Genomic DNA, 26,389 nt, shown 5'->3' with positions numbered 1-26,389 from the left:
GTCGGTGACAGGATGGTCCTGTGAGCTCCTCCGCGCCCCGGTCCGGCCGCGCGGCCGCCGATCTGTCCGAACCGCGTGCCCTGCGCACGCGCGAGCGGATCCTGGCGGCGATCCGCGAGGCCGCGGTCGACAGCGACCTCGACCGGCTCACCGTCTCGGCGGTCTGCCGCCTGGCCGAGGTGCACCGCGTGACCTTCTACGGCCACTGGAGTTCACTGTCCGACGCCGTCGCGGACGCGTTCGCCGAACTCGTCGACTCGCTCGCCGCGGTATCCGGCACCGCCATCGCCGAGGCCGGATCACCCGAGCGGCTCGCCCGGTTGTATGCGGCCGCGCTCGTGGATCAGCTCGCGGAACTGCGCGAGCACCGCGCCGTCTACCGGGCGCTGTTCTCCGAGAACGGTCCGCACGGCTTCGAGTCCGTGCTGCGGAGGGCGATGCGGGAACGCGCGCAGCAGGCTGTGGACGCGCTCTGCGACGCGGGCATCGACGTGCCCGGCCGCGGCGGGGAGGCCGCCGCCTACCTCGCCGCCGGGGTGACCGCCTCGTTCGCCCACTTCGTCCACGGCGACGGTGACGGCGACGACCTCGACGGAACGGCACGGACCATCGCCGCCCAGTTGCCGTCGTGGTGGCCGGCGGCGCCGAAGGAGCCGCGCGCTCTCGGCTCCGCGTCCTCGAGTGCACTACCACCGGGTATCACTCAGGACTCCCGTCACGGGACGGCGTCACCGAAACGGACACTCTCGGCGGCACCCGACGACGAGCAACCGGGAGACAGCACATGAACGTCGCACAGCAGATCAACGCCGTACTCCGCCGCATCGCACACGGCGACGGCGAGCACACGGTCGCACTGGAACAGACCTTCGCCACCACCGCCGACGACCTCTGGCACGCGTGTACCGACCCGGAGCGGCTGGCGCGCTGGTTCGAACCCGTCGAGGGCGACCTCGTCGAAGGCGGCCGCTACAAGCTCACCGGCAGTGGGACGGAAGGCACCATCGGACGATGCGAACCTCCCCACGCACTGCGGATCACGTGGGAGTACGGCGGAGACGTCAGCTCCGTCGAGGTGGATCTCACGCCCGCCGACGAGGGCACGACGCTCACCCTGCGGCACGTCGTTCCCGACAACGAACACTGGACGACCTATCGCGGCGAGTAGCGCGTGGCGCCCGGTTGCCGCGCATCGGGCACGCCCTGCCGGCCGTGGCCCGTACACGCGGGCTCGTGGAGTGGTTCCTGCTCGGACCGGGCCGCATGCACGCCACGCTCGCGGCCGGTGAGGCGATCGGCAATGGACTGCGCTGGGACATCGAGCGTCGCCACGAGAGCGCGCGTTCCCTACGATCGGCGGTGTGGGAACGACACTCACCACCGCCGCCGAAGTGGTCGCCGCCCTCCGCGACAATGCCGATCCCACCGAAGAGGCGAAGATCCGAGCTCGGGTCGCCGGGGACGAGCCGGTGATCGGCGTACGGATGGGCACCTTGTTCGACATCGCCAAGGCGGCCACGGATGTACCGGCGGTCGAGTTCGACGCGCTGGTCACACACGCGGCCTACGAATCCCGCATGGCGGCGTTCTGCATCCTCGACTTCCGAAGCCGCCGAGTGCTCTCCGACGAGGAACGCGCCACCCTCGCGCAGACCTACCTCGCCCGCCACGACGCCATCACCGCGTGGGACATGGTGGATCGCGCGGCGCCCCGGGTCCTGGGCCGGCCGATTCTGACCGGGGCCGTCGACGGAGCGATTCTCGACGAACTCGCGCGCTCGGCCGATCCCCTGCGCCGACGGTCGGCCATCACCGCACCGCTCTGGTTCGTCAAGAAGGGCTCCTCCGCAGACGTCGAGCGGGGGCTCGTCGTCGCCGACTCCCTCGACGACGACGAGCACCCGCACGTTCGGTCGGCGGTCCGGACCTACCGCAAGCACGCTGCACGACGCGTGCCGCCCAGCGCCGGCTGAGCAGCGTCGACCGGGTCAGTCGCGTTCGACGGGCATCCAGATCTCGCACGTGGCGGTACTGAAGTCCTCGGCGCGGTCGAGCACCGACACGATCGACGGGCCGGGACGGAGCCGCCACGGATTCGCCGGGAACCACTCGGTCGCGGTCGCGGCGAACCCGTCCTGCAGCGCCTTCGGATGCTCCCCCGACGTGCGGAAGACGGCCCAGTGCCCGGCGTTCACCTCCATGGCGTCGAGGTCGCCCGGGACCGCCGTGCCGCCGTCGACGGCGACCCCGTGCAGATAGGTCAGCTCGCTGCCCTCGGTGTAGTCCGGGTCGAGGTCGGCGCTCACCTGAAGCAGCCCGGCCGGTTCGGTGTTGCTCAGCTGCTTGAGCCGGTCGTGCTCGGTGGGAGGCAGTGCCTCGATGTGAGCTTGGATATGCGGATTCACGCCCTCGTGGATCAGCGGTACGCGCGCGGCGTGTCCGACGAGACGGAAACCGGGGTGTTCGACGATGCGTGCGTCCATGGGCGCACTCCCTTCGACGGTCAGGCGGAACCTGAGTTGCGATTGACTGCGAAGGGGGCCGCCGTCGCGGCGAACGTCGGCCGGTCCGACGCCGTGCACGGAGCGGAACGCTCTCCCGAATGCCTCCGTCGACCCGTATCCGTAGCGGACGGCGATCGTCAGCAGATCCTCACCGCCGACCACGTCGGCCGCGGCCACCGTCATGCGCCGCCGCCGGACGTACTCCGACAGCGGCATTCCCGCCAGGGACGAGAACATGCGGCGCAGGTGGTACTCGGTAGTACCGGCGCGGCCCGCGAACGCGGCGACGTCCAGCTCCTCGCCGAGGCTCTCGTCCACGGTCGCGACGAGCCGATTGAGAATGTCGATCACGGCTGCTCCCTTCGCGACCGATTCTTGCGACGCTCGGCTACTGCCCGCCCGATCTTTCCTGCCCGATACGATCGCGTCCACGCGCGACGCATCCGGCGCGGGCCGACACGGTGTTGCAACGCGCCACCGCGCCCGTGCACCCTGCTCGCGTGCGCACGCACGAGGAACCGATCGCCGAGGCGACCGGCGCCGACGTCACCGGCTGGGGCTGCGGCGGAATCACGAACACCAACCTGGTCCGGCCGAACGGTGCCACGACGAAGGAGAACGTGTGACCGACCCTCGACGTACCGGACCCCACGCTTTCACCGGACTGAGCGCGTTCCCTCTCACGCCCCTGCGGGACGACGCCGTCGACCAGGCGGCGTTCGCCGGACTGGTTACGCGGCTCGCCGACGCCGGTGTCGATTCGATCACCGCGCTCGGCTCGACCGGGTCCTACGCCTACCTGAGCCGCGCCGAACGTGCCCGGGTGTCCCGACTGGCCGTCGAGCACGCGGAGGGCGTACCGGTGTTCGTCGGCGTCGGCGGTCTGCGGACGTCGCACGTCCTCGCGCACGTCGACGATGCGGAAGCCGCCGGCGCCGCCGGAGTCCTGCTCGCTCCGATGACGTACCAGCCGCTGACCGACGACGACGTGTTCGAGCTCTTCCGCACGGTCACGGACCGCACCGAGCTGCCGGTCGTCGTCTACGACAACCCGGGCACGACGCGGTTCACGTTCACCATGGAGCTCTACGCCCGCATCGCGCAGCTCCCGGGCATCGCGTCGATCAAGATTCCCGGAGTGCCCGCGGATCCGGCGCAAGCCCGCGACCACGTCACAGCGATCCGGGCCGCCACGGGCGAACACGTCACGATCGGCGTCTCCGGCGACGGGTTCGCGGCGACCGGACTCAACGCGGGGTGCGACGCGTGGTATTCGGTCGTCGGCGGCACGCTGCCCTCGCCCGCACTGGCGATCACCCGTGCCGCGCGGGAGGGACGCGCCGCTGACGCCGTGGCCGAGTCCGCGCGGCTCGGTCCACTGTGGAACCTGTTCGCGGAGTTCGGAGGCAGTCTGCGCGTGGTCGCCGCGATCGCCGAGCACCTCGGCCTGGCCCCGCATCGATGCCTGCCGCTGCCGCTCCAGGGTCTCACCGACCCGCAACGGGCCGCGGTGCGCAAGGTTGTCGACGAACTCGGCCTCGGCCGGTAAATCCGGGCGAGCATGTCGCTGCGGAGTGGAGCTCGCCGTATCCCTGGTCGAGCGGCGGCCCACTCGACTCAGCGTGGCCGGTACCGCAGATATGCCGTGCCGTTGCCGAAGATGCGATGCTCGACCAGGTGCAGGTCGAGTCGGGCGTCGTCGGGTAGTGCGCGGAGTCCCCCGCCGACCACCCGGGGAACGACGAAGAACCGGAAGTCCCGCACCATGCCGGCACGGATGGCCGCGCTCGCCGTTGTCGGCCCGAAGATCTCGACCTCGCCGGCGGCGTCGGCCACGATCTTCTCCAGATCGGTGAGACCCAGCTCGGGCACGAGTCGGACCCGGTCGGAAGCGAGGTCGGCGCGGGTCAAGGTCGAGGACGCCACCACGTGCTCGATGTCGCGCCACCGCCGGGCGAACTCGTGCTCGGCCGTACTCCAGGAGTCGTCCTCCGGCGGAGACTCCCAGTACCGCATCAACAGATACGTGTTGCGCCCCAGCACTTCGGTGGACACCGCGGCCATACGGTCCACATGGAACTCGAAAACCTCGCCGCTCGGAGCCGACCAGTCGAAATCACCGCTCGCGTCTGCGGCATAACCGTCGAGCGACACGGTCGCGGTGTAACTCAGTGTTCCCACGTGTCATCACCCTCCCCCGCCGATTGCGGGACGCAACCGGTTCACGCCGAACGTAGACGTGCGGCACTCGGCCCGCAACAGCCTGCACTGTCGAGGTCCTGGCCGGCGACCTCGGCGGAGCCACGGCCGCTGTCGAGGAGATGCTTTGGATGCCACGCCGGCGGCGGGACGGTACCCCGACGTCGCGTCACGGACTCGTCGATGCGCAGGCGCTACCGTGAATCCGCTACCGGGGCCGGCACTCTCCGCGCGGCGAACGCGGAGGCCGTGATGCCCGCGGACGCTGCGACGAGCACGGCCGCGAGCAGGGCGTACGCCACGAGCCCGTTCCCCGTCGCCGCTCGGACGGTCTCGACGAGCGGCGCGGAGTCACCCGCGTTCCCGTGCACCGCGTCGAACGCCTCATGGACGCTGGCTCGCAGCGCACCGGCGATGTCGGCCGGCGTCTCGACTGGGAGCATCCGGTCGAGCGATGCCCGGAAGACGAGAACTCCCGTCGTCCCGCCGACCGCGATGCCGAGCGCGGAACCGAGCTCTCCCCCGACCTCCTGTGCCGCGGCGGCGGATCCGACGCGATGTTCCGGCGCACTCGAGATGATCGCATCGCTCACGAGCGCCATCGCAGCGCCGTGACCGAGTCCGATGACCGATACGGCGAGGACGAGCAGGGGAATCCTCCCGTCGACCACCGCGAGGGCGGTGAGGACAGAGCCGAGCGCGACGATCAGCAGGCCGCTGACGATGATGCTCGACGACCGCCAACGGCGAGCCAGTGCGGGGGCGACGAGCGCACCCAGAATGTCGGCCGCGATGTACGGCAGCGTCAGAACACCGGCGACCAGCGGAGTGAACCCTCCCACCCACTGCAGATGCTGGGTGAAGAGGAAGAACACCCCCACCGAGCCGATCCCGGTCAGCAACAACGTCAACAGGGAGGCCGCGACGCGGCGATTCTTCAGCAACACCAGATCGAACAGCGGATCAGCGAGCCGACGCTGCCGACGCACGAACAGCGCGAGCATCGCCATTCCGGCGACGACGAGGAGGACCGAGACCCCGGGTGGCAGTGACGCGGTTTCGCCCTCGGCCCCGGCAGCGATCTCTTGCAGTCCGTAGACCACGGCCAGCATCCCGGTGATCGAGAGTGCCACACTACTCGCGTCGATCCGACTTGCGCGGGATTCACGCCGTTCCGGCAACACGAGCATGCCGAGCACGACGAGCACGGCCATCGGCGGAACGTTGATCAGGAAGATCGCGCCCCACCAGAACGCCTCCACCAGCGCGCCGCCGAGCAAGGGTCCGATCGCACCGCCGATCGTGAAGGAGCTGAACATGATGGCGATGGCGAATCGGCGCTGATCGTCGTCGCGGAACATCTCCCGCAGCAGGGAGAACAGCGAGGGCATGAGGGTCGCACCGGCTACGCCGAGGAGAGCCCGCACGAGGACGAGCACGCCGGGCGTCCAGGCGAAGGCCGCGAAGACGGACAGTACGGCGAACGCCGAGGCTCCGCACAGAAGCAGCCGACGGGCGCCGACGCGGTCGGCGACACGCCCCATCGTGATCAGGAATCCGGCGATCAGAAACCCGTAGGCGTGGACGATCCAGAGCGACTCCGTCGCGGAGGCGCCCAGGTCCTCGACGAGCGTCGGGACGGTGAAGAAGAGTGCCGTGAGATCACTCGAGAGGGTCAGCATCGGGGCGACCAGCAGAGCGAGACCCCACCACGCGCGTGCCGTCGCACGAGGAGCCGCAAGCTCGGCATTGCGTTCCATCATGTAACGTAACGTTAGAGGTAGGCTACTGCCATGTCCACCCCCTCATCGAATGCGACGCCTTCGGGACGTCCCCGCGACCCGCAGCTGGACCAGGCGATCCTCGCGGCGACGCTCGAGCTCCTGGACGAGTCCGACTATCGGGAACTGAGCCTCGACGCGGTCGCACGGAGAGCGGGAACGTCACGCCCGGCGATCTACCGGCGCTGGCCGGGGCGTGTGCACCTCGCCCTGGCCGCGATCAGGTCGCGCCTCGAGGCGCCCGCGTCGCCCGACACCGGGTGCACGCTGTGCGATCTCGACGAGAGCTTCAGGTTGTTCCTCGTCACGTATCGCCTGATCCGGCCGGATGTACTGAGTGCACTACTCGCCGAGTGCGCGACGACGTCCGAGCTGCGCGCGCAGTACCTGGACACGCTGATCGAGCCGGCGCGCCGGGCCGTCGGCCACACCATCGATCGCGCCATCGCCCGCGGCGATCTGCGTGCCGACACCGATCGCGAGATATTCCTCGACATGGTCGGCGCGCTCGTGCACTACCTCGCCCTGTTCGCCGACCGCCACATCAGCGACACCGAGGCGGAGCACGCGATCGAGACCCTGCTGCGCGGAGCGGCGATCGACTACGAGGCACTCGTCGCGCACAGCCGCGCAACGGAGGAGTCCAAGGAGTCGAGCACGGCTCACCACCGGCATCATCGATGACCGAAGCCCTGCGACGTATTCGCTGCACCAGCTGAGCGACGCAGTCCCTCTTTCGACTACAGAATCGCGCCGACACCACGGAAGACCTCGGCCCACGAGTACATTGTGGACACTGCGCACTCGCAGCGCCCAACCACACGTTGAAGCGGACTCTCCACACTGGGCCACGTCCTGCGTATCCGGGGCCTGTTACAGCTCATCCCGTCACAGCCACGGCCGTCGCGGCTACTACGAGCAACGCGAGGTATGCCCAGCTGTGTACCGCATCCGGGATCCTCGGCGGCCGCCGTCGCAGCAGAACGATGACCGGAATCGCGCCGGCGAGCAGGGCAAGCGCTGAGACGACGTCGACCGTCCCGACCAGCCCAGGGGACGAGGCGACTGAGCTCCCGAACACCGAAGCCACGAGCATCGCCGGTACCGCTATCGCAACGGTCAACGGGTTCGCGAGCGAAGTCGCCAGGCTCATGTCCATTCCGGACCGGCGCATCATGGGGACGGTCATCACGCTCCCGCCGACACCGAGGAACGACGCGACTCCGCCGATCGGTATGCCCCAGCCGTCAGTTAGCGGACGACCGTCGGGTGCCTTCTTCGGCCGTCGAGTCACCCCACTCCGGGGCAGGAATCCCGGACGGAGCAGCAGGTCGACGACGGTGATACCGATGTAGGCCACGAACCCCCAGCGCGGGACGACGTCCGGCACGAACAGCGCCCCGACCCCGCCTACCGCTCCGCCGAGAGCGAGCAGAGCGAACAGCGACCGTCGCCGGCGGAGATGGGCGAGGATACTCCGCCTCGTCGCCGAGGTCGCGACGACCGCGTTGACGAGCATGACAAGCGCCGACGTCGCGATCGCGATGCGCAACGCGTCCGGCCCCCGCGCTGCGTCGACGAACAGGATGATCGGGACGGTGACGAAGCCTCCCCCGAATCCGAACAGGACCGTCGTCACTCCGACCGCCGAGCCTACGAAGAACAGCACCAGTATTGACACGCTCCCATCCGACCGCGGGCCGATAAAGGCAAGCAATCGATTGTTGATCGACTAGTTTCGCGTTCTCGCCGCTAGAGTGGTGTCGTGCACAACATCTGCCTCGACGATGTCGATCACCTGCCGATCGACGTCCTCCCGATCGGGACGGACTACCCGCCTGCGCACCGACTGCCCCGGCACACGCATCGCCGGGCACAGCTGCTGTACGGAGCAAGCGGAGTGATGCAGGTCGAGACGGACGACGGATCGTGGACGGTCCCCACCGACCGCGCTGTCCTCATCCCACCGGGCGTCGCGCACGAGGTGCTGATGGACGGGGTGACGACATGGAGCATGTACATCGAGCCGGATGCCGTGCCGTGGTGGCCGAACCAATGCATGGTCGCCGAGATCGGGCCCCTGCTGCGAGAGCTTCTGCGCGCAGCGAACGAGTTCTCTCCGGACTACGACGTCGCAGGCCGGGACGGCGCCGTCATCGACCTGGCGCTGCACGAGCTGCGCCGCCTCACTCCGACGGCACTGGCGATCTCATTGCCCCGCGACGAGCCGTTCCGCTCGCTGTGCCGCGACTACCTCGCTTCCCCCGGCCTGGCCGTGACCAACGAGACCTGGGCACAAGCCGCGAAGCAGAGCCCGCGGACGTTCGACCGCCACTTCCGCGCTCGGACCGGCAGCAGTCCCGCCGCGTGGCGCGCCCGCGCCCGTCTTCTCGCCGGCCTACGGCAACTGCCCGCCTCGACCGTCACCGACGTCGCTGCCCGACTCGGCTACGCCTCACCCGCGGCGTTCACCGCAGCATTCACACGCGCATTCGGCGCGCCACCGTCACGCTTTGTCTCACGAGCCGGCAGCGGCCCACCACCGACACCCGACACCGGTCTGTGAAGGGGTAGCGGCGACAACCGTGTCGGGTGCTGGTCCAGACGTTGAAGGCCGTGGAACGTTGCTGGCAACCGTGGCGTATTCCGGCAGCACCCTGGCATCCCGCCGTTGCCAACCTATGGCGTACCGCACGAAAGGACCGTACACGCCCGAGGACATCGGCCACCGTTTGTATTACGGCGCGACCTACCGGGCTATTACCGGGCAGGAGGCCTACGAGTTCTGGGCGCCGAAGGGCGTTGAGGGCCTCGTGCCCGCCTACGCGCCGAAGAAGTAGGCGACGTCGGGGGAACCTGTGGCGGCCGGGGCCTTTCAGCCCCGGCGCCGGCCTAGGAGTTCGCCTTCAGACCGCTCACAACCCATCCAGCAACCTGCTGGACCGGCCCGCACGGGTCCTTGCCCTCGCGCTCCGCGTCCGTCCCCAAGGTGCCGGTGACCGATACGGCGTACTCGTTCGCAACACCCACCACGGCTGTGCACATCGGGTCCTCGGCGCCTGTTTTATACGTCACGGCCGGGTACCCCTCTACAGGCGCTACCTCGGTGAAGGCCTCCACCTGCGGTTTTGCATTCGCGTACGTCGAGCTAAGGCCCTCGGTCTCAGTCTGAAAGCCGACGATGAATGACGAATGAGCCGAGATGTTGGACCACCGGCACGCTTTGCCCAACTCCTCGCGGTCGTCACGTTCGCCTTGTGACGCCTCCTCGCCAAGCGCGGTCTTGACCTGCTCCGGCGTCAGAGCGTTACACGGGTCGCCGGAAAGGGTCGATTCCGGTAGCGGGTTGTCTACGGCAGGCGCTCCGCTGTGCGGCAGGTCTGAGGTTGCCTGGCTGCTAGCGGGTGCCGACGACGACACCGAAGGAGCAGGGGAGTCCTGCGGTTCGGCCTGTCCGTCCTCGCTCGAACACGCGGAAGCCAGCACCGCCAGCGAACCGACCGCCAGCGTGGCAAGTGCACGCTTCAATTGAAGAGTCCTCCTCCGTCGCCCCCGGACTTCTTCACGTCCTTGCCTGCCTGCTCATCGGTCTCGTTATACACATCAAGGGCACGCTGGAGTTTCTCGGCGATGTCGCGGTATTGCTTCCACTGGGCCCTTATGTTGTCAGAGCCGAGTTGGAACATCGCTTTCGCTACGCCCTGGAAGTGCAGGCTTCCCGGGTCTTCTGCCGGTGGCCTGGCGCCAGTTAGTTTCTCGGCGGCCTCTGCCTGATGCTGCATCTGGTCGGCGATCCAGTTCGCCTTACGAACCATGCCCTCAGCAGTCTCCGGGTCCATCGTGAAGCCCCCGGCGATCGCACCGGAGGTCACGGCGCCCATCGCCCAGCCGTCTTGGGTCGCGGTGCCCTTGGCACCCTTGACCGCGAAGGCCGCCTGGTCCCAGAAACTGTCGCCGGTCGCCGCCTTGCCTATGTCGTCTGCCATGCGCCTTTAACTCCCCCGTCACAGTGCAGCCGTGCGGCAGCTTAGCGTAACGGGTCGCTGACTCCTCGGGTGCCGTTTCGGTGCGGATCACACAACAGCACGCGTCCCGCTGCAGCCGTAGGCGAGGCATATCACGAGATGGACATAGGCCCGCCCAACGTCTAGGGCACCCCCAATCGGCCTGAATAGTCAGCACCAAATCAGCACGCGTTCGTGCACAGCAGGGAACACCCTTTGCCATCCCCGGGCATGTCACAGATACCTTCCAGGGCTTGACCTGGACGTTTGACACACCTGACCAGCGGGGCACAGCCCCGAGATTCGGCGCTACACGTTGAAGCGGAATTCGACCACGTCGCCGTCGTGCATGACGTAGTCCTTGCCCTCCATGCGGACCTTGCCCGCGGAGCGCGCGTCCGCCATCGAACCTGCGGCCACCAGGTCGTCGTAGGAGATGATCTCGGCCTTGATGAAGCCGCGTTCGAAGTCCGTGTGGATGACGCCCGCCGCCTGCGGCGCGGTGGCGCCCTGCGGGACGGTCCAGGCGCGCGCCTCCTTCGGGCCCGCCGTGAGGTAGGTCTGCAGGCCCAGCGTGTGGAACCCGGCGCGGGCCAACGCGTTCAGACCCGGCTCCTCCTGACCGACAGACTCGAGCAGTTCCTGCACAGCCTCCTCGTCGTCCAGCTCGAGCAGCTCCGCCTCGACCTTCGCGTCGAGGAACACGGCGTCGGCGGGTGCGACCAGCTCGGCCAGCTCGGCACGCTTCGCCTCGTCGGCGAGCACACCCTCGTCGGCGTTGAACACGTAGAGGAACGGCTTCGTCGTCAGCAGGCTCAGCTCGCGCAGCAGCTCGAAGTCGACCTCCTTCTGCGCCGCGAACAGCGTGCGACCGGAGTCGAGGATCTCCTTGGCCTTCTTCGCGTTCTCGAAGGCCGGGCGCGCCTCCTTCTTGGTGCGCGCCTCCTTCTCCATCCGCGTCAGCGCCTTCTCCAACGTCTGCAGGTCGGCGAGGATGAGCTCGGTGTTGATCGTCTCGATGTCCGACAACGGGTCGATCGTACCGTCGACGTGCGTGACGTCCGGGTCGTCGAACACACGGATGACCTGGCAGATCGCGTTGGCCTCGCGGATGTTGGCGAGGAACTTGTTGCCGAGACCCGCACCCTCGGAGGCGCCCTTGACGATGCCCGCGATGTCGACGAACGACACCGTCGCCGGGACCGTCTTGGCCGAGCTGAACATCTCGGCCAGCTTGTCCAGGCGCGAATCGGGCAGCGGGACGACACCGACGTTGGGCTCGATCGTCGCGAACGGGTAGTTCGCCGCGAGCACGTCGTTGCGCGTCAGGGCGTTGAACAGGGTCGACTTGCCGACGTTGGGCAGGCCTACGATGCCGAGGGTCAAACTCACGGGTCGCAAGTGTACGTGCCGCCGACACGCCCCTCACGATCCCGTGCCGCCATCCCGGCCGTGGTGTCCGATTTCCGCGAGTCACAGCGTTGACCTGGTGGCAGTATCGACGGCATGACCGAGACGGCCACCACCGGCATCTGGCTCGACACCGACCGCTGCTACGCGGCCGTGCGCTCGCGCGACGCCCGGTTCGACGGCCGGTTCATCACCGGCGTGCGCACCACCGGCATCTACTGCCGCCCCTCGTGCCCCGCGATCACCCCCAAACGCGGCAACGTCGACTTCTTCCCCACCGCCGCCGCTGCTCAGGCCCGCGGCTTCCGCGCCTGCCGCCGCTGCCTGCCCGACGCCGTGCCCGGCTCACCGGACTGGAACGTCCGCGCCGACCTCGCCGCCCGCGCCATGCGGCTCATCGCCGAGGGCACCGTCGAACGCGACGGCGTACCCGGGCTGGCACAGCGGCTCGGCTACTCGGAACGCCAGCTCGGCCGAGTACTCACGGCTGAACTCGGCGCAGGCCCGCTCGCCCTCGCCCGGGCCCACCGCGCACACGCCGCCCGGCTGCTGATCGAACGCTCCGCGATGCCGCTCACCGACGTCGCCTTCGCCGCGGGCTTCGCGAGCGTGCGGCAGTTCAACGACACGATCCGCTCGGTGTTCGCGATGACCCCCTCCGACCTGCGCACCCGCGCGACCTCCCGGCGCGTCGACGACCCGGCCTCGTCCGAACCGGTACCCGGCACGGGGCTGACGCTGCGCCTGCCGCTACGGCCGCCGTTCGACGGCGACGGGCTGCTGGCATTCCTCACCGCCCGTGCGCTCACCGGCGTCGAGACGACAACCCCCACGCGATACACACGCACCCTGCGCCTGCCCCACGGACCCGGCCGAATGAGCGTGACGCCCACCTCCGCGGCGGCGGCCGACCACGCCGCGCACGTGCGGTGCGAACTCCGGCTCACCGACGTCCGCGACCTCGCCGGAGCCGTCAGCCGAGTACGCAGGCTGCTCGACCTCGACGCCGACCCGGTCGCCGTCGACGACGCCCTCCGCCACGACGCGACGCTGACACCGCTGGTCACCGCCCGCCCCGGCATCCGCGTCCCCGGCGCCGTCGACGGGCCCGAACTCGTACTGCGCACGATGCTCGGCCAACAGGTGTCGGTCGCCGCCGCACGCACCACCACGAGCCGCCTCGTCGCCGAACTTGGCGAACCCCTCCCCGGCACCGAACCGGTCGACGCCTCCCCGTCGGCAGGCCCGCCGGGCGCCGCGGGCCGGCAACCCGCACGGCTGTTCCCCACCGCATCCGCCGTGGCCGACCACGCCGCCGACGTCCTGCGCGGACCCCGCAGTCGCATCGAGGCGATCCGCACCGCCGCCGAAGCCCTGGCGTCCGGCGACCTCGCCGTCCACACCGGCCGCGACCCCGACGAGCTGCGCGAGGACCTGCTCGCACTGCCGGGGATAGGCCCGTGGACAGCCGACTACGTCGTCATGCGCGCACTCGGCAGGCCGGACGTGCTACTCAACGGCGACCTCGCGCTGCGCAACGGCGCCGCCGCGATCGGTATCAACCCGGAATCACTGGCGGATCGTGCGCTCGCCTGGAGGCCGTGGCGGTCCTACGCGGGCATGCACCTCTGGGCGGCGGCCACGTACGAGCCGGCCACCTCGAACTCCGGCCACCGAAACGACGACGGCAACCCCGACCGGCTCACCGCACGCACCGGCACACCACTTGCCGACGTTCAGGAAGGAACCCCATGACCACCGCCAACTGGTCCACACAGGACACCCAGGTCGGACCGTTCACCGCCGTCGTCGCGGCCGACGGCGCGGTCCTCGCCTCCGGCTGGACCTCCGATGTGGACGAACTGATCCCCGTGATCTCGTTGTCGCTGCGGCCCGCCGACCTACGCGAGAAACGCGACCTGGGCGACGTGACGGCCGCCGTCCACCGCTACCACCGCGGCGAGTTCGACGCCGTCGACCCGATCGTCGTGCGCCAGCGCTCCGGGGAATTCCTCGGTCACACCTGGGACGTCCTCCGCACGGTGCCCGCCGGGAAATCCGTGACCTACACGGAGCTGGCCGCGCTCGCCGGACGCCCCGACGCCGTCCGCGCCGCCGCGTCGGCCTGCGCGCGCAACGCCTGCGCCCTGTTCGTGCCCTGCCACCGCGTGCTGCGCGTCGGCGGCGCGATGGGCGGCTTCCGATGGGGCATCGACGTCAAACGGCGGCTCCTCGCACACGAACACCCCGCCTGACCGGCCCAGAGCCGGCCCCGACACGGGTTCGGGCGGGGCGACATGCGTCGTCACCCCGCCCGAATCGACGCACCCGGCTCCGCTGGCTACGCCTCAGTTGCCCGGCTGCTGCGGCTGCGGCTGCTGCGGCTGCGGCTGCTGCTGTGGTTGCTGCTGTGGTTGCTGCTGTGGTTGCTGCTGTGGTTGCTGCTGTGGCGGTTGCTGCTGCCCACCGCCCTGCTGCTGTTGTGCCGCCTGGAGCAGCTTCCGGCACTCCGGAGCCTGCTGGAACTCACCGGAGAGCTGCGGGTTCGACTGCAACTGTTTGATCGGCTTCTGCAGGTCCACCTGCTGCAGCTTGCTGCTCGCCGACTGCACGGCCTGCTTCGTGGCCTGGTCCGAATTCGGCGCCTTGTCGAGCTCCGCCTTCGCCTCGCCTGCCGTCGAACGGAGTTTCCGGTACGAGTCCTTGGCCGTCGCGAGGAACTGGTCGCCGCCCTCCGTGGGCGACGAATCCATCGCGTCCAGATCGGACAGGAACTTGTCGGCACCCTGGTCGATCGCGCCGAGCATCGTCGTCATCGACTTCTTCAGCGCGGCCGGGTCCTGCGACTGGGGCCTCGGCGTGTCCTGCGACGACGCCGAGAACTCGGCCAGGCTCCCGCAGAACCCGTCCATCCACCGGACGCCCTCCGGACTGGCCTGCGCGTTGCCCTGACCGCCCTGCTGCGACCCCGACGGGCCGGGGCTCGCCGAGCTCGACGCCGAACCGCTCGCCGGACCGCCCTGGCCACCGGCGTTGTCGGTCTCCCCGCCGCCACAACCGGCGAGAACGACCGCGCCTGCGGCGACAGTGGCGAGCAATGTCAGGTGAGGTCGCATATCGGAACCTCCGAACTGTCGTAGGTGCGCCCGGACGTCCCCGGTCGCTGGTGGCCCCTCACAACCCCGCGCGGGCACCCCACCGCCGACCCGAGATCGGCCCCTCGGATCGGAGAAGGGACGACCCGGACGGCGTTCCGGCGTGCCGTGACGGGGTCAGCCCCCTGCGCCGAGTTGGGGCGCGGCGGGCAGCTCCGGCTGGGCGGCGAACAGGTCCAGATACATGCCGCCCGCGAGCAACACGCCGAGCAGTCCGAGGACGACACCGCCCACCGCCACGGCCGTGACCCAGGGCTGCTTGTCGGCACGCCGCGCGTGCGCGAAGAGCACGACGGCCCCGATGACCACGGCGACCAGCGCGATAATCCCGTTGACCAGCGCGGTGGTGTGCCATGGAGCGCCGTAGAACGCCTCGATCTGGTCACCGCCGCCGGTGCCGGCCTCGATCTGGCCGACGATCTCCTGCCGGGCGCGCAACATGTCGCTCAGCGGATTGCCGATGAGCGAGCTCAACCCGAGCCCGGAACTCACCACGGCGATGCCACCGAGCACGCCGAGGCCCGAGCCCGAGGAACCAGCCCGCGACGCGCCGGCCCCCACAGCGGCGGCGCTCTCCGCGGGAATAGTGCCCTCCTCCGGGCGCGCGTCCTCCGCGGGAACCGTGCCCTCCGCGGGATCAGCGCCCTCTGAGGGAACCGTGCCCTCCATGGGAATGCCGGGGTGGGGAGAAGATTCCGGCGGCTGGGTCTCCTCCCTCGTCTTGTCCTGATCGCCGCCGACGATCCCGGTAGCTTGTTCGGTGCCGTCAGAAGTCATTGCGCGCAAGGCTACGCACTCCGGCCTGATACCCCAGTAAAGTGGCGGGCGTCAGGCGACGCCGATGTCACCGTCGAGACCGCCTTCGATCCGCACGCTCGAACCGGTGCGGGCTTTACGCACCCGCAACCGTGTCGGGATGCGCTGGCGCAGCTCCTCGACGTGCGACACCAGCCCGACGACACGTCCGCCCGCGCGGAGCTCGTCGAGCACGTCCATGACCACGTCCAGGGTTTCGCCGTCCAGCGTGCCGAAGCCCTCGTCGACGAACAACGTGTCCAGCAGCGCACCGCCGGTCTCGGCGGCCACGACGTCCGCCAGTCCGAGCGCGAGCGACAGCGACGCCAGGAACGACTCGCCGCCCGACAGCGTCTTCGCCGAGCGCACCATCCCGGAGTAGTCGTCGAGCACGTCGAGGCCCAGTCCGCCGCTCTTGCCGTGGCTTCCGGGCGCGTCGGAGTGGACGAACGAGTACCGGCCGTGGCTCATCGACCGCAGCCGCGCCGTGGCCGCGACCGCCACCTCTTCGAGCCGCGCCGCGAGCACATAGGACCGCAGCGACATGCGGCGGGCGTTCTGCCCACGGCCGTTCACGACCTCCGTGAGCGCGTCCAGCTCGGCGAACTCCTCCTCGGCGGGCGCGAGTCGACGCAGCACGGCGTCCAGCTCACCCGCGAGCGTGTCGAGGTCACGGGCGCGCCGCGTGTGTTCCTGCAGGGTCGCCGCGTCCTGTTCCGCCTGCTGTCGCGCCCGCTCGACCGCTTGCCGGGCCGATTCCACGTCGACGACCCGGTCGGGCTCGACGCCGAACAGCTCCGGTTCGGCCAGTACGGCACGGGCCGTGGCCTCGGCCTGCTCGGCGTCGGCGAGCGACTGCTCGAGCTCGGCGATCCGCTCCTGGTCACGGGCCGCGGCGCGCGCCTCGTCGACGTCGGCGAACCCGGCCGTCCGGGCGGCCTCCGCGGCGGCCTCCGCGTGCTCGTCGACGCGCGCGCGGGCCTCGCGCAGCTCGGCCCTGGCATCGGCCAGCCCGTCGAGCGCGCCCGACAGTTCCGTCAGGTGTGCGCGTCGCGCCGCGACGTCGGCGAACCCGCCCGCCGCCTCCTCGAGGCGCCGCTGTCGCTGCTCCACCCGGTCGGCGAGTGCGCGCCGCTGCTCCTCCGCCGCGGCCGCCTCCCGCTCGGCCGACGTCCGCTGGGCGGTGAGGTCCTCGTACTCGGCCTCACCGGCGCGCACGAGCTGCTCGAGCCGGTCCTTGCGGCCCGCCGCCTCGGTCAGCGTGGCCAGCTCGGCACGGACCTCGTCCACTTCGGAGCGCAGCTGGTCGGCCGTCCGGTCCCCGAGACGTTCGACGACGGCCGCGAGCGCCGTGTCGGCCTCGTGCCGTGCGGCCGCCGCGCGGCTCCTGCGCTGCTCCGCGGCCTGTTCGGCCTCGGTGGCGGCGCGTTCCTCCGCCTCGCCCACGCCGTCGCGGTTCGCCGCCGGAGCGGGGTGGTCCTCGGAACCGCACACGGCGCAGGCTTCGCCCTCCCGCAGCTCGCCCGCGAGTTCGCCCGCCATTCCGGCGAGCCGCCGCGCCCGCAGGTCGAGCAGCTCCTCGCGCGCCGACTGGTGCGCGTCGACCGCCGCCCGCTCCGCCTCACGGGCGCGGGCGGCGTCCTGTTCCAACGTCGGAACACGCTCCGCCTCGCCGAGCACGCGGGCCAGTTCGGTCTCGCGCGTCCGGACCGCGTCGAGGCGTACCGTCGCCTCGGCCGCGGCGTCCAGTTCGGACCGCAGCTGCCGCGTGCGTTCCGGCAGCCCGGCCAGCTTCTCGCCCAGCGCCGCCGCCTGCGCGGTCGCGTGCTCCGAGGTCTCCACCAGCTCCCGCAACCGGTTGCGGTCGCGGTGCTGCTGCTCGGCCTCCTCGACGAGCCCGGCCAACGTGCCCGCCTCTTCGCGCACCTCGCCCGCGCGGGTGCGCAGCGTCGCCACGTCGGGCTCACCGCCGAGTTCGCCGCCGTCGAGCTCCGAGCCCACGCGGCCGTCGGCACGCCCGCGGGCGACCAGCGTCTCCCACGCCCTCCGGTCCCCTTCGACCGCCCCGTCCAGCCGCTCGCGCTGCCGATCCGCCTCCGCCGCGAGGCCGGTCACCGCCGACGCCCGCCGCGCAGCGGTGAGTTCGGTCTTCCACTCGGCTCGCAGGTCGGCTTCCTTCGCCAGCTCGGCCAGGCTCTCGTGGGCGTGGCGCACCCGGCGTACCCGGTCGGCCTCGGTGCGCCGCTCGTCGAGCTCGGCCGCCGCACGTTCGCGTGCCGTGGCGGACGCGTCGGCCGCCGCCTTCGCCTCGGCGACCGCCTCGGAGGTGCGGTTCCGCACGTCGGCCACCCAGTCGGCGGCGCCGTCCTCGGGCGGTTCCTCCCGGGCGACCTGGCCGATCCGCGCCAGCCACTCTCGCACGGACTGCCTGTGCTCGTTCAGTTCCCGCCGCTTCTGCTGCCTGCGCTCGCTGAACCACTTCTCGGCGTCGAAGAACCGCTGCGTGCCGAACAGCTTCTCCAGCAGCTCCTCGCGGTCCTTCGTCTCGGCCCGCAGGAAACGCGCGAACTCGCCCTGCGGGAGCAGCACCACCTGGAAGAACTGATCACCGGTCATGCCGAGCAACCGCTCCACGGTGCGCGCGACCTCGTCGACACGTGTGACGCCTTCCGGCGGCTGCCCGCTCGGCGGACCGCCCAGCCACGTCAGCGATGCCTTCGCCTGCTGTTTCGTCGTGCCGTCGCCGCGCAGCTTCGGCCGTTCGTACTCGGGGTTGCGCACGATCCGGAATCGATGCCCCTGCACCGTCAGCTCCAGCGTGACCTCGGTCGGCGTTCCGCGGTCGGCCACGTCGCAGCGGAACCGCTTCGCCTCCGCCCGCGCGCCGGGGACCTTGCCGAACAGCGCGAACGCCACGGCGTCCAGCAACGTCGTCTTGCCCGCGCCCGTGTCGCCGTGCAGCAGGAAGAGCCCGTCGGCGCCGAGGGTGTCGAAGTCGACGACCTCACGGCCCGCGTACGGCCCGAACGCCGACACCTCCAGCCGGTGCAGTCTCATCGCTGCTCACCGTCCTGGCCCGGGTCGTGTTTGCCCGCCGCCTCCAGGGCCGCCACGAGCAACGTCTCCTCCCGGTCGTTCGGCGGTGCGTTCCGGCAGTCCTCGAGGAAACCCCGCGCGATCTCGGTGTCCGACCGGCCGCGCACCGCCTCCGCGTACCGCAGCACGGTCGTCTCCGCGCCCTCCGGCTCCCAGTCCAGGTGCACCGCGTACGGGAATCGCTCCCTGAGCCTGCGCATCGCGTCGACGGGCCGGACCCGATCGGTCAACGTCGCCGACACGAAACTGTCGACGTGCGGCGCGTGCTCGGGCGCCGCGAGCAGTTCCTCGAGTTCGCCGCGCATCGTCGCCAACGGCCGCGGCACCGGCAGTTCACGGCGTCGCACCTCCCCGACGCCGCGTTCGTCCACGTCGAACAGGAAGACCGATTTCCGTTGCGACATCTCGGAGAAGGAGTACGCGAGCGGGCTGCCCGAGTAGCGGACGTGCTCGTCCAGCACCTGCGGTCCGTGCAGGTGTCCCAGCGCCACGTAGTCCACGCCGTCGAACACCGACCCGGGAACCTGCTCGACACCGCCGACGGCGATCGTCCGCTCGGAGTCGCACGCCGCAGCGCCGGTGACGAACGCGTGCGCGAGCACGATCGAGCGCGTCCCCTCCGCCCTGGCCACGAGGTCCTCCCGCACGCGGCGCATCGCCTCCGTCAGTACCGCGGTGTGGCCCCTGTCGTCGATGCCGAGCGCGTGCCGCGCGGTCTCCGGCTCCAGGTACGGGATTCCGTACACCGCCACGGGAGCGCCGGACGCTTCGCCGCCGTCGAACACGATCGGCTCGGCGATGCCGGCCACGGTCGTGCGAAGGTGCAACCCGCCTGCCGCGGCGAACTCGGCGAACGCGCCGAGCCGGGCGGCGGAGTCGTGGTTGCCCGACGTCAGCACGAGCTCCGCGCCGGCCTCCCGGATCCGCCGCATACCCGTCGTCGCGACGCGCACCGCCTCTGCGGACGGCACCGCACGGTCGTAGATGTCGCCCGCGACCAGAACCACGTCGACCGCCTCGTCACGAACCAGCCCCGCGAGGTGGTCGAGAGCGGCCGCCTGCTCGGTGAGCAGGTCCGCACCGTGGAAGGTCCGGCCCACGTGCCAGTCGGAGGTATGGAGCATTCGCACGCGATCAACGCTAGGTGCCGGCCCCGACAGAACCCCGCACGCCCACCCGGCGTGTCACTAGAACGTGTGTTCCCTTTACGCTGCAGGCTCCCGCCGGCCGTTTTCTGTCGGGGGTGTGCGCCATGATGCGGCACGACACCCGGACCGTGACCGCCGAGACGTGACCCCCGGCGGATGTGCGGACATGCGGAGGTGCGGACGTGCCGGACCCCCGGGCCGGACCGGCCGGCAAGCCGGACGACGAACGAGGAGCGTGCCCTGTGGCTTCGACGGTGTTCGCCGCGGTCGCGACGGTGGCCGCGGTACTGCTCGCAGGCGCGGTCGTCCTGCTGTGGCGGCTCTACCAGGACGGCATGCGCCGTGCCGACGACGCCGCCAGGCAGGTCGAGGCGGAACGAGTGAAGCTCGACCAGCAGCAGGCGGCGCTCCGGCGGTACGAGGTGGCGTTCGCCTCGATCAGCGGCAGGGGCGAGCTCGGCGAACACGTACTGGTCGAGACCGCCCGCGCACTCGGCCTGCGCGAAGGCCTGCACTACACGCTGCAGACCGACCTCGCAGGCGGTGGCGCGGCGAAACCGGACATGGTCCTGCGTGTCGGTGGCGACCGCACCGTGCCGGTCGACGCCAAGGCGAGTCTGGCGATCTGGGCCGAAGCGGTCGAGACCGACGATCCCGACGAACGCCTCGACGCCCTGCGCGTCCACGTGCGGAACCTGCGCTCCCGCGCGACCGAGTTGGCGGGAAAGGGCTACCAGCGCTGGGCCGACGCGATCTACGGCACGGTCATGTTCGTGCCTTCGGACGCCGCGGTCGTCGCCGCGCTCGACACCGACCCCGAGCTGCTGCGGTGGATGCTCGACCGGCGCGTGTTCCTGTGCGGCCCGACGGGCTTCGCCGTCATCGCCTCGGCGGCCATGTTCGCCGCGACCGAACGCACCCTGCTGGACGACGTCGAACAGGTACGGGCCTCCGCTGCGTCGGCCCACCGCGCGGCCGCGGGCGCCGTGGACGCCGTGAACCTGTCCAGCACGCACCTGCAGCGGTTCCTGTCCGCCCGTAAGCGGGAGTTGGAGGCGCTGGAGAACTTCCGCGGCACGGTCGCGCCGCTGACGGAGGCCGCGGCCAGCCCGGCGCCCGTGCCCGCGATCCGGAAGAGCGACGAGGCTTCCGCGAACTGAGGACCGCACGTCGGGTTTCCTGCCCGCGGCACTGTGACCGAACCGGCAACCCGACGAATCACCCGAGTCCCGGCGCCCGGGCTCATCCGGCCTTCACACGAAAGGTCACGGTTGTGCCGGATGTCACGGAGCAGAGGCACGTTCGACCACCCGGTGCGACGAACGTCGAGGATCCTTGGCGATCGTGGCCGATCTACCGGCTACGGTGTTGCCCTGTGACCGCCACACGAGATCGCCGCAGCGATCCTGACGCCGCGAACGAGGACGAGCCCGTCCACTGGGACGAACGTCTCGTGCTCGGTGCCCGGCGCGGTCTGCCCTGGTGGGGAGCGGTCCTGCTCGCCCTGGTCACGGCGATCGCGGGTGCGGTACTGAGCACGCAGGTGACCGACGGACTCGGCCTGCCGTTCCAGTTGATCTACGTCGCGGGCGCGCTCGCCGCCGTCGCGGCGGTGCGCAGGCGCAACCTGTTCGGGCCGATGGTCCAGCCACCGCTGGTCATGGCCGTCGCCGTGCCCCTGGTCGTGCTCACCGGGTCGTCGCTACCGGAAAGCAACGACATGCTGGCCGACGTGCTGGCCATCAGCACGCCGTTGATCAACAACTTCCCGGTGATGGCGATCGCGACCGGTCTGACGGTCGCCCTCGGCGTGTTCCGTATCTACCGGGAGCGCGACCCCGACAGGCCCGTCAGGGACACCTCCAAACGCACGCGCAGCCGGGACGAGGACGGCGCCGGGGATCGGCCCGCACCTCCGAAGGAGAAGCGGCCTGCGAAGAGCCCGAAGGACAAGACTCCGGGTGTCCCGGCCGCGGATGCCGACGCGGGTGCGGCGGCAGTCAGGCGCCCCGCGGGCGACTCGGGCACGTCAGGACGCCAGCGCAAACCCCGTCCGCCGGAGGACCTCCCCGACGGCCCGGCAGGACGCGGCAAACCGGCTCGTGGAGAACCGGGGCACGGAGAACCGGGGCCCGGAGAACCGCAGCGCCGGGGCCGTCCCGCCGACGGTCCGCCCGGACGGGCCCCGCGCGGGCCGGAGGACGCACCGCCGCCGCGCCGTCCCCGCCCCGTCGATCAGGATCGCGGATCCCGCACTCCGCCGCCCGCAGATCGGCGCCCGCCTCGCACCCCGAGAACGCCTCCGCCCGACGCTGGCCCCGGACCCAAGCGACCGCAGCGGCCGCCACGCGGCGAGCGTCCGGATCCTCCACAGCGGCCCAAGCGGCCCCGCGGAGCCGAGCCGCCGCCCGGCCGCGACCAGCAGCGCCGCCGCCCTTGGGACGCCGAGGACTGACCCCACCCGCCGCATCCGCCCACGTGCGCCGATGCGGCGGACGCACGTAGTGAGGCCGCCCTCCCCGATCGCGGGAAGGGCGGCCTCACTGCGTGATCGTCGGTGTCGTCCGGCGGGGCCCGCCGGCTCAGCGCACGCTGCTGCGCGTCTCCTTGTCGGAGCGCAGCTCACGGGGCAGTGCGAACGAGATCTTCTCGTTGGCCGTCGTGACCTCCTGCACGTCGTCCCAGCCGCGTTCGGCCAGGTCGTCGAGCAGTTCCATCACGAGCACGTCGGGCACCGACGCGCCGCTGGTCACGCCGACGGTCGTGACGCCGTCGAGCCAGGCCGGGTCGACCTCGTTGGCGTAGTCGATCAGGTGGGCGTCGCTGGCGCCCGCCTGCAGCGCGACCTCGACCAGCCGCTGCGAGTTCGACGAGTTGCGCGAACCGACCACCAGCACGAGGTCGCACTCGGCCGCCATCGCCTTGACCGCCACCTGACGGTTCGACGTGGCGTAACAGATGTCGTCGCTCGGCGGGTCGGCGATGCCGGGGAAACGCTCGCGGAGTTGGTCGACGCGCTGCATCGTCTCGTCGACGCTCAGCGTCGTCTGCGAGAGCCACACGACCTTCTCCGGGTCGCGGATCTTCACCTGCTCGACGTCCTCCGGCGTGTCGACGAGCTGGACGTGCTCGGGAGCCTCACCGGAAGTGCCTTCGACCTCCTCATGGCCGTGGTGGCCGATGAGCATGATGTCGTAATCGTCCCGGGCGAACCGGTTGACCTCCTTGTGGACCTTCGTCACGAGCGGGCAGGTCGCGTCGATCGTGCGCAGGTTCCGCTTCTCGGCCTCTTCGTGCACCGCGGGCGAGACCCCGTGCGCCGAGAACACGACGAGAGCGCCCTCGGGCACCTCGGTGGTCTCGTCGACGAAGATCACGCCCCGTTCCCGCAGCGTGTCCACGACATGACGGTTGTGGACGATCTCCTTGCGAACGTAGACGGGCGGGCCGTACATCTCGAGCGCCTTCTCGACCGTGATCACCGCACGGTCGACACCGGCGCAGTACCCGCGCGGCTTCGCGAGCAGCACACGCTTGCCGTTCTGGTCACCGCTGGGGCTGGCTGCACTCATGGGTACCAGGGTACGGACCGCACGAAAGGGCCGTCACCGCGCGAGGCATGTGGCGTCGGCCGCGGTGCACCGGCATTCCGCGGCGATGTCGGCCGTCCGGGAGCGGGGTGGGGCTGGGCAGGCGGAGCCCGGTGCGGCAGTCTTGGCGCATGAAGCATTTCCCGTTCCCGGTGCGGGTCGCGGCCGGCCTCGCCGCTTCGACCGCCGACACGGTTCGTGACCTGCCGAAACACCTGACGGAACTCCCGGTGACGGTCGCGAGCCAGGTGCTGCAGACCTCGATGCGGGTGCAGCAGCACGTCACGGAGCTCGCGATCAAGGGTGACGACGCGCTCGCGGCGTTCCGCGGAGTGGAGGACGAGCCCAACTGGGCGACGTTCGACGAGGACGACGACCCTGCGGCGGCGGCCGCGTGGGCCGAGTCCGGCACCCCGGGGTCGGCGGCCGCGTTCGACGACCCGTGGGACGCCGAGTCGCAGGCGCTGGGCGAGGAACACGAGGACGGGGAGTTCGACGCCGCCGACACCAACATCGTGTCGACGACGGGCGGCCCCGTCGGCACGGTCGGCACCGACACGGCCGGCACGAACCCGGCCGGCGACGACACGGGCACCCGGGATGCGGCCACCGCGGCCACGCCTCGTCGCGACGACACCGGAGACTCCGCGGCGGCCACCGGCGGCACGGCTACCGACAACCCGGCTACCGGACAGAAGCCCGCCGGACGGTCGACGTCGTCGGGGCCCGCGGGCGTGAGCGACTACGACGCCCTCAGCCTGCCCGAGCTGCGTTCCCGGCTGCGGTCGTTCTCCTCGGCCGAGCTGGAACAGCTCCTCGAGTACGAACGGGACAACGAGAACCGGCCGTCGTTCACGGGCATGCTGAGCCGCCGGATCGCCAACGTGCAGGCCGAGTCGGACGCTACCGACAATGCCCCCGCAGACGGCTCCACCACGGCCGGTGACGGCGGCGCGGACACCACGAGCGGCGAGACCACCACGTCGTGAGCACGGACGCACGGGGCACCCAGGAAGGCTCCCAGAACGCGGGCGCGCAGCCGTCGACGTCCGACAACCCGTGGCCGGTCCGCACGGTCGCGCGGAAGATCGCCGACTGGATCCACCGCCTCGGGTCGGTGTGGGTCGACGGGCAGATCACGCAGATCTCGGCACGTCCCGGCACGCAGACGGCGTTCCTGACGCTGCGCGATCCGGCCGCCGACGTGTCGATGTCGGTGACCTGCCAGCAGCGCATGCTGCGGTCGATCGACCCGCCATTGCGCGAGGGCGCGAGCGTGGTCGTGCACGCGCGGCCGTCGTTCTGGCTGGGCCGCGGCACGTTGAGCCTGCGGGCGAGCGAGATCCGCGCGGTCGGCATCGGCGAACTGCTCGCACGGATCGAACGGCTCCGCAAGCTCCTCGCCGCCGAGGGCCTGTTCGCGCAGGAACGGAAACGTCCCCTGCCCTTCCTGCCACGCGGCATCGGTCTGATCACGGGGCGCGCCTCGGCAGCGGAACACGACGTGCTGGCCAACGCGCAGAACCGCTGGCCCGCCGTGAAGTTCCACGTCGTCAACACAGCGGTGCAGGGCGCGAAGGCCGTACCGCAGGTCGTGCAGGCCCTGTCGGACCTCGACGCGAACCCCGAGGTCGACGTCATCGTCATCGCGCGGGGCGGCGGCAGCGTCGAGGATCTGCTGCCGTTCTCGGACGAGACACTGTGCCGGGCGGTGGCCGCGGCGGGCACGCCGGTCGTCAGCGCCATCGGCCACGAGCCGGACTCGCCGTTGCTGGACAACGTGGCGGACGTGCGCTGTTCGACGCCGACGGGCGCGGCGAAGACGATCGTGCCCGACGTCGGCGAGGAGACCGCGCGGGTGCACCAGCTGCGCGACCGTGCGCGGCGGGCACTGCACGGCTGGGTCGACGGCCAGCGCAGGCAGCTCGATCAGCTGCGCAGCCGTCCCTGCCTGGCCGATCCGCTCGGCCCGGTCGAGCGCAGGGAGGCCGACGTCCAACTCCACGTCGAACGGGCCCGCAGGGCCGTCATGACCACGCTGACGCACGAACAGAGCGCCCTGGCCGCCGCGCGTGCCCGGCTGACGGCGCTCGGCCCGTCGGCGACACTCGAACGCGGCTACGCCGTCGTGCAGTACGTCGACGCCGACGGCGAACTGAAGGTGCTGCGGTCCGTCGACGAGGTGTCCGAGGGCACGGAGCTGCGAGTGCGGGTCACCGACGGCGCGATCTCGGCGACCACGCGATAGTGTGCGCCCGGACCCGGTCTCGGCGGAGGCGCGGTGTCCGGCAGGCACGCATCCGAGACGTGAGGCGAACCGCGACGTGAGCGAATCCGGTGGCGACACCCCCGACAGCGCCCCCGACAACAGTGACCCCGACAACAACGACCCCGACGACCTGTCCGGCCTGGGCTACGAGCAGGCCCGCGACCAGCTCGTCGAGGTGGTACGGGAGCTCGAGGCGGGCGGCCTGTCCCTCGAACAGTCGCTGGCGTTGTGGGAGCGTGGCGAGAAGCTGGCGCGGCTGTGCGAGACGCACCTCGCAGGCGCCCGCGAGCGTATCGAAGCCGCGCTGGCTACCGTTGAGGACGATTCCGACGCCGACGCGGGCGACACCGCGGGCGGGTCGAACGGCAGCTCGCGGGAGTGACACCGCCGTGACGTCCGCGACAACTCCATGAACGCAGCATCGCGCAGACTGTAAGC

At 70.7% G+C, this 26,389-nt stretch carries 26 protein-coding genes; 14 read left to right on the top strand and 12 right to left on the bottom strand.

All coding sequences use genetic code 11. From position 1 onward, the window contains the following. Positions 1-20: 20 nt before the first annotated feature. The 3 genes from FHS23_RS08240 (at position 21) to FHS23_RS08230 (ending at position 1,973) form a co-directional block, all read left to right on the top strand. Positions 21-788, top strand: coding sequence for a TetR/AcrR family transcriptional regulator (locus FHS23_RS08240; protein ID WP_183650254.1), 768 nt, complete (start codon positions 21-23; stop codon positions 786-788). Further along, entirely contained in the window at positions 785-1,168 is a 384-nt protein-coding gene (locus FHS23_RS08235; protein ID WP_183650251.1) for an SRPBCC family protein, read from the top strand. Before FHS23_RS08240 ends, FHS23_RS08235 begins: the two co-directional genes overlap by 4 nt. A gap of 193 nt (positions 1,169-1,361) precedes the next feature. Then, positions 1,362-1,973: a DNA alkylation repair protein gene (locus FHS23_RS08230; protein ID WP_183650249.1), complete on the top strand. Its 612-nt coding sequence runs from the start codon at positions 1,362-1,364 to the stop codon at positions 1,971-1,973. Positions 1,974-1,988: 15 nt separating this feature from the next. Here FHS23_RS08230 and FHS23_RS08225 read toward each other — a convergent pair whose 3' ends face one another. Further along, positions 1,989-2,855, bottom strand: coding sequence for a GyrI-like domain-containing protein (locus FHS23_RS08225; RefSeq protein WP_183650245.1), 867 nt, complete (start codon positions 2,853-2,855; stop codon positions 1,989-1,991). Between the two features lie 149 nt (positions 2,856-3,004). Between FHS23_RS08225 and FHS23_RS23530 the strand changes: the two genes are divergently transcribed. Both FHS23_RS23530 and FHS23_RS08220 read left to right on the top strand, forming a co-directional pair. Further along, entirely contained in the window at positions 3,005-3,130 is a 126-nt protein-coding gene (locus FHS23_RS23530) for a hypothetical protein (protein WP_281372364.1), read from the top strand. After that, positions 3,127-4,053: a dihydrodipicolinate synthase family protein gene (locus FHS23_RS08220; protein WP_343053724.1), complete on the top strand. Its 927-nt coding sequence runs from the start codon at positions 3,127-3,129 to the stop codon at positions 4,051-4,053. Before FHS23_RS23530 ends, FHS23_RS08220 begins: the two co-directional genes overlap by 4 nt. Positions 4,054-4,121: 68 nt before the next feature. Here the strand turns inward: FHS23_RS08220 and FHS23_RS08215 are convergent, their stop codons facing one another. After that, a complete protein-coding gene (locus FHS23_RS08215; RefSeq protein WP_183650239.1) occupies positions 4,122-4,685 on the bottom strand; it encodes a dihydrofolate reductase family protein in 564 nt (187 codons plus the stop codon). Between the two features lie 212 nt (positions 4,686-4,897). Beyond that, the gene (locus FHS23_RS08210; RefSeq protein WP_183650236.1) at positions 4,898-6,466 is read right to left on the bottom strand and encodes an MFS transporter; all 1,569 of its coding nucleotides are present in this window, start codon (positions 6,464-6,466) and stop codon (positions 4,898-4,900) included. Positions 6,467-6,496: 30 nt separating this feature from the next. Here FHS23_RS08210 and FHS23_RS08205 point away from each other — a divergent pair, with 30 nt between their 5' ends. Next, entirely contained in the window at positions 6,497-7,168 is a 672-nt protein-coding gene (locus FHS23_RS08205) for a TetR/AcrR family transcriptional regulator (protein ID WP_183650232.1), read from the top strand. Between the two features lie 196 nt (positions 7,169-7,364). Here the strand turns inward: FHS23_RS08205 and FHS23_RS08200 are convergent, their stop codons facing one another. After that, a complete protein-coding gene (locus tag FHS23_RS08200) occupies positions 7,365-8,165 on the bottom strand; it encodes a sulfite exporter TauE/SafE family protein (protein WP_343053723.1) in 801 nt (266 codons plus the stop codon). Positions 8,166-8,249: 84 nt separating this feature from the next. Between FHS23_RS08200 and FHS23_RS08195 the strand changes: the two genes are divergently transcribed. Next, positions 8,250-9,050 carry a helix-turn-helix domain-containing protein gene (locus tag FHS23_RS08195; RefSeq protein WP_183650230.1) on the top strand — a complete coding sequence of 267 codons (801 nt, stop codon included), beginning with the start codon at positions 8,250-8,252 and terminating at the stop codon, positions 9,048-9,050. A gap of 326 nt (positions 9,051-9,376) precedes the next feature. Here the strand turns inward: FHS23_RS08195 and FHS23_RS08190 are convergent, their stop codons facing one another. The 3 genes from FHS23_RS08190 to ychF form a co-directional block, all read right to left on the bottom strand. Then, a complete protein-coding gene (locus FHS23_RS08190) occupies positions 9,377-10,012 on the bottom strand; it encodes a DUF3558 domain-containing protein (RefSeq protein ID WP_183650227.1) in 636 nt (211 codons plus the stop codon). Continuing rightward, positions 10,009-10,470 (bottom strand): hypothetical protein, encoded by a 462-nt coding sequence (locus FHS23_RS08185; RefSeq protein ID WP_183650224.1) that lies wholly within the window; start codon positions 10,468-10,470, stop codon positions 10,009-10,011. The genes FHS23_RS08190 and FHS23_RS08185 overlap by 4 nt, the downstream gene beginning before the upstream one ends. 327 nt (positions 10,471-10,797) lie before the next feature. Continuing rightward, entirely contained in the window at positions 10,798-11,880 is a 1,083-nt protein-coding gene (gene ychF, locus FHS23_RS08180) for a redox-regulated ATPase YchF (protein ID WP_183650221.1), read from the bottom strand. Positions 11,881-11,994: 114 nt separating this feature from the next. Between ychF and FHS23_RS08175 the strand changes: the two genes are divergently transcribed. Continuing rightward, complete coding sequence (locus tag FHS23_RS08175) at positions 11,995-13,653, top strand: DNA-3-methyladenine glycosylase 2 family protein (protein WP_221218986.1); 1,659 nt, start codon at positions 11,995-11,997, stop codon at positions 13,651-13,653. After that, positions 13,650-14,153, top strand: a complete 504-nt coding sequence (locus tag FHS23_RS08170) for a methylated-DNA--[protein]-cysteine S-methyltransferase (protein WP_183650218.1) — start codon at positions 13,650-13,652, stop codon at positions 14,151-14,153. Before FHS23_RS08175 ends, FHS23_RS08170 begins: the two co-directional genes overlap by 4 nt. 93 nt (positions 14,154-14,246) lie before the next feature. Here the strand turns inward: FHS23_RS08170 and FHS23_RS08165 are convergent, their stop codons facing one another. From FHS23_RS08165 to FHS23_RS08150, 4 genes are all read right to left on the bottom strand, one after another. Further along, entirely contained in the window at positions 14,247-15,014 is a 768-nt protein-coding gene (locus FHS23_RS08165) for a hypothetical protein (RefSeq protein WP_183650215.1), read from the bottom strand. 156 nt (positions 15,015-15,170) lie between these two features. Then, on the bottom strand, positions 15,171-15,830 hold the full coding sequence (locus tag FHS23_RS08160; protein WP_183650210.1) for a hypothetical protein: 660 nt from the start codon (positions 15,828-15,830) through the stop codon (positions 15,171-15,173). A gap of 51 nt (positions 15,831-15,881) precedes the next feature. Further along, positions 15,882-18,905, bottom strand: a complete 3,024-nt coding sequence (locus tag FHS23_RS08155) for an AAA family ATPase (protein ID WP_183650207.1) — start codon at positions 18,903-18,905, stop codon at positions 15,882-15,884. Then, the gene (locus FHS23_RS08150; RefSeq protein ID WP_183650204.1) at positions 18,902-20,074 is read right to left on the bottom strand and encodes an exonuclease SbcCD subunit D C-terminal domain-containing protein; all 1,173 of its coding nucleotides are present in this window, start codon (positions 20,072-20,074) and stop codon (positions 18,902-18,904) included. The genes FHS23_RS08155 and FHS23_RS08150 overlap by 4 nt, the downstream gene beginning before the upstream one ends. A 260-nt stretch (positions 20,075-20,334) precedes the next feature. Between FHS23_RS08150 and rmuC the strand changes: the two genes are divergently transcribed. Both rmuC and FHS23_RS08140 read left to right on the top strand, forming a co-directional pair. Beyond that, a complete protein-coding gene (rmuC, locus tag FHS23_RS08145; protein WP_183650201.1) occupies positions 20,335-21,252 on the top strand; it encodes a DNA recombination protein RmuC in 918 nt (305 codons plus the stop codon). 215 nt (positions 21,253-21,467) lie between these two features. Then, positions 21,468-22,547, top strand: a complete 1,080-nt coding sequence (locus FHS23_RS08140) for a DUF6542 domain-containing protein (RefSeq protein WP_183650198.1) — start codon at positions 21,468-21,470, stop codon at positions 22,545-22,547. 127 nt (positions 22,548-22,674) lie between these two features. Here the strand turns inward: FHS23_RS08140 and FHS23_RS08135 are convergent, their stop codons facing one another. Beyond that, entirely contained in the window at positions 22,675-23,664 is a 990-nt protein-coding gene (locus FHS23_RS08135; protein WP_183650195.1) for a 4-hydroxy-3-methylbut-2-enyl diphosphate reductase, read from the bottom strand. A gap of 149 nt (positions 23,665-23,813) precedes the next feature. Here FHS23_RS08135 and FHS23_RS08130 point away from each other — a divergent pair, with 149 nt between their 5' ends. From FHS23_RS08130 to FHS23_RS08120, 3 genes are all read left to right on the top strand, one after another. Further along, positions 23,814-24,671, top strand: a complete 858-nt coding sequence (locus FHS23_RS08130) for a lipid droplet-associated protein (protein ID WP_183650192.1) — start codon at positions 23,814-23,816, stop codon at positions 24,669-24,671. Beyond that, positions 24,668-25,930 (top strand): exodeoxyribonuclease VII large subunit, encoded by a 1,263-nt coding sequence (xseA, locus tag FHS23_RS08125; protein WP_183650190.1) that lies wholly within the window; start codon positions 24,668-24,670, stop codon positions 25,928-25,930. Before FHS23_RS08130 ends, xseA begins: the two co-directional genes overlap by 4 nt. 76 nt (positions 25,931-26,006) lie before the next feature. Further along, positions 26,007-26,333 (top strand): exodeoxyribonuclease VII small subunit, encoded by a 327-nt coding sequence (locus FHS23_RS08120; RefSeq protein WP_343053721.1) that lies wholly within the window; start codon positions 26,007-26,009, stop codon positions 26,331-26,333. Positions 26,334-26,389: the final 56 nt, after the last annotated feature.

This window comes from Prauserella isguenensis, assembly GCF_014191605.1.
GTDB lineage: Bacteria > Actinomycetota > Actinomycetes > Mycobacteriales > Pseudonocardiaceae > Prauserella > Prauserella isguenensis.
Note: the sequence above shows the minus strand (reverse complement) of the source record. Positions and strands in the feature narration are given on the sequence as shown.